The 2,518-nt window shown below is 34.8% G+C and carries 2 protein-coding genes; both read right to left on the bottom strand.

The genetic code is table 11. From position 1 onward, the window contains the following. Window positions 1-149: 149 nt before the first annotated feature. A complete protein-coding gene (locus P8M54_RS03820) occupies window positions 150-548 on the bottom strand; it encodes a DoxX family protein (RefSeq protein WP_300285402.1) in 399 nt (132 codons plus the stop codon). A gap of 84 nt (window positions 549-632) precedes the next feature. Continuing rightward, the coding region (locus tag P8M54_RS03825; RefSeq protein ID WP_300285405.1) for a hypothetical protein at window positions 633-2,518 on the bottom strand (1,886 nt) is incomplete at its 5' end.

Below are 2,518 nucleotides of genomic sequence, written 5' to 3' on the forward strand. Positions count from 1 at the left end.
CGCCTTCGCAAGAACAAGCAGATGCGTTGGCAAATCGTATTATAGACGAAATTAAAGCAATTGCAGGTATTTAAAAATTGGAATACTTAAAAATATAATGCCCTTTTAACCAGAGTTAAGAGGGCATTTTTTTGTCTAAAAATAAAAATTTAATCCCAAGCAGAAGTCGCTGAAACAGCAAATTTACCTCCTCCTGTAAAAAACAAAGCAACTGCTCCAAACAAATATAGTCCTAGCAATTCAATAGCCCATCCTCCATTTTCGTTCAATGAAAATATAGCATTGGCATGCACTAAGAAGATGATAAATAAGATTCCGAATACATAAGCAATAGCAGCTAAACGCGTTCTAAAACCTATTAAAATTAGAAGTGGAGCAACTATTTCGGTTAGGTATACACCGTAAGCCATGATAGCAGGAAGACCTTTATCAGCTAGCATGCCTTCAATAAAAGTTGTCTGTCCAATTTTTGCAATTCCATGCAATAACATCAATGCACCCACAGCAATACGAACAAATAATAATCCTAAATCAGTATTTTTATACATAATTAACATTTTTAGTGAATAGCTAAAGTACTTTAAACAGTGCAGTAAATATAGAATCAATTATTTAAGGTGGAATTCAGCTGTTTAAAAATTAACTCTAAAACTGATGTTAGGTGTAATACCCAGTGATTTATTATCTACTTTAACCGCCTTTGATTTGTCATTTGGATCAACCTTGTAGTAGCGGTTAATAGTATTATTTTGGTTGGTAAAATTAATAACACCTGCGCGCAATGCTGCTTTAATCGTAGGACTGAAATTAAATCCATAGCTAAAGGAAGCATCTAGTCTTATAAAATCATCTAAGTTTTTACTATTTGGTGCTCCATAATTGACCATTGTAAAACTGCCATTTTGCTTCGTTTCATTGCCTGTAACGGGTTCTGAAAAAGGTTGCCCATTACGCCACATTCCGCCTAGTGATACTTTGAATTTTTTCCATATATCATAGTTAAACCCTAAAGAAGCAGAATGCCGGATATCTACATTGTTAGGGAAGGCAGCAGGTGTGAAAGATTCGAATTCGTAATCATTGGTGCTAAAAGTATAGCTCAACCAAAAACTATAGTTGGCGGCTGTTGTATTAGCCAGAACCTCAATACCTTTCGCGGTATAGTTTCCAGAAGCCTTACTGTATTGAAAATTGTTGTAGAAGCCTTGGTTGGAAGCTGTAATTCCGTCAACAAATTTGTAAAAGCCAGTTAGATCTAAAGTAAACTTGTTTTTTGCTAATTCAATTCCAAAAGAGGCTTGTTTACTAGTGGCAATAGGGATTGATTGATTATCTACAAGAACCCAGCGTCTTTTTTCTACGCCTAAAAAATCATCTTGAAAATCAATAATTTGAGTAGACGTTTGATTTTTAAATTCGCCTTCCAGTTTAAGCGCGAGCAAATTAGAAATTTTTTGTCGAATGTTGATTCTAGGTTCGATAAGAAATTTGTCAAACTTTTGGAAATAATTTAATCGTACTCCAAAACGCATAAAAGTCCCGTTTTTAGAATATTCCCCTTCAGAAAATAAGGCCTGAGTTAATAAAACATTCTTTATCGTACTTGAAAAAGATGGATTTTTAACAGTAGTTTGATTAAGCATTCCCGTTTCAGTTATTTGATATCCACCTAAAAATTTGAAATGAGGATTGATTTTATAATTGGTATTGAACTTAAATCCAGTCTCTAAAACTTCATTTGCTTCTGTTAATCGTTGGTCATTTGCTACTCTTAAATCTAAAGCATTAATTGTATATTTCGAAAAATAGGCATTGGCTTCAGTTTGCAAACGATCGCTCCATTGCGCTTTCCAATTACCACCATAACCAATGTTTTTTTGTTCCAATCTGCTTGTTTTTTCTTCAGTATTACTATTGTCTACCTTGAATTCGGCATAATTCAAATCATTATTAATACCGATTACCGTGGCGCGCAATTGGTGTTTATTGCCTAAATCAAATAGTAGCTTGGCAGTATAATCGTAGAAATAGAAATCGGAATTGGTGTTTGCTACTTGATTATTTGTTTTTATTTCAGAGTCTTGAAAGCTACGATCGAAATAATTACTATAAGTGGGTGTGTTAACCAAATCAGTGATGGCACGACGACCTGAAATATCAAGTTGTAGGTTTCGGGCTAGTGGAATTTCGAGGAAAGCATCCGCACTAATTAGATTAACGCCCAATCCTCCTTTAAATGCGTTCCCAACCTTATCATTAGTAGTCATGTTAATGGTACTAGAAACTCCATCGCTATAAGCGGCACTAGTTCCATTTTTGCTCACGATTACTTTGTTAGTAACATTGGGATTGTACGCTGATATTAAGCCAAAAAAATGTCCAGAGTGGTACATTTTGATATTGTCCCAAAACATGGCATTTTGGTCGTTAGTTCCGCCACGAACATTGATATTAGCGATACTTTCGTTTGTACTTTCAACTCCGGGCAGTACTTGAATCGACTGTAATATATCGGGTT

It is taken from the genome of Flavobacterium sp. (assembly GCF_029242675.1).
Lineage (GTDB): Bacteria > Bacteroidota > Bacteroidia > Flavobacteriales > Flavobacteriaceae > Flavobacterium.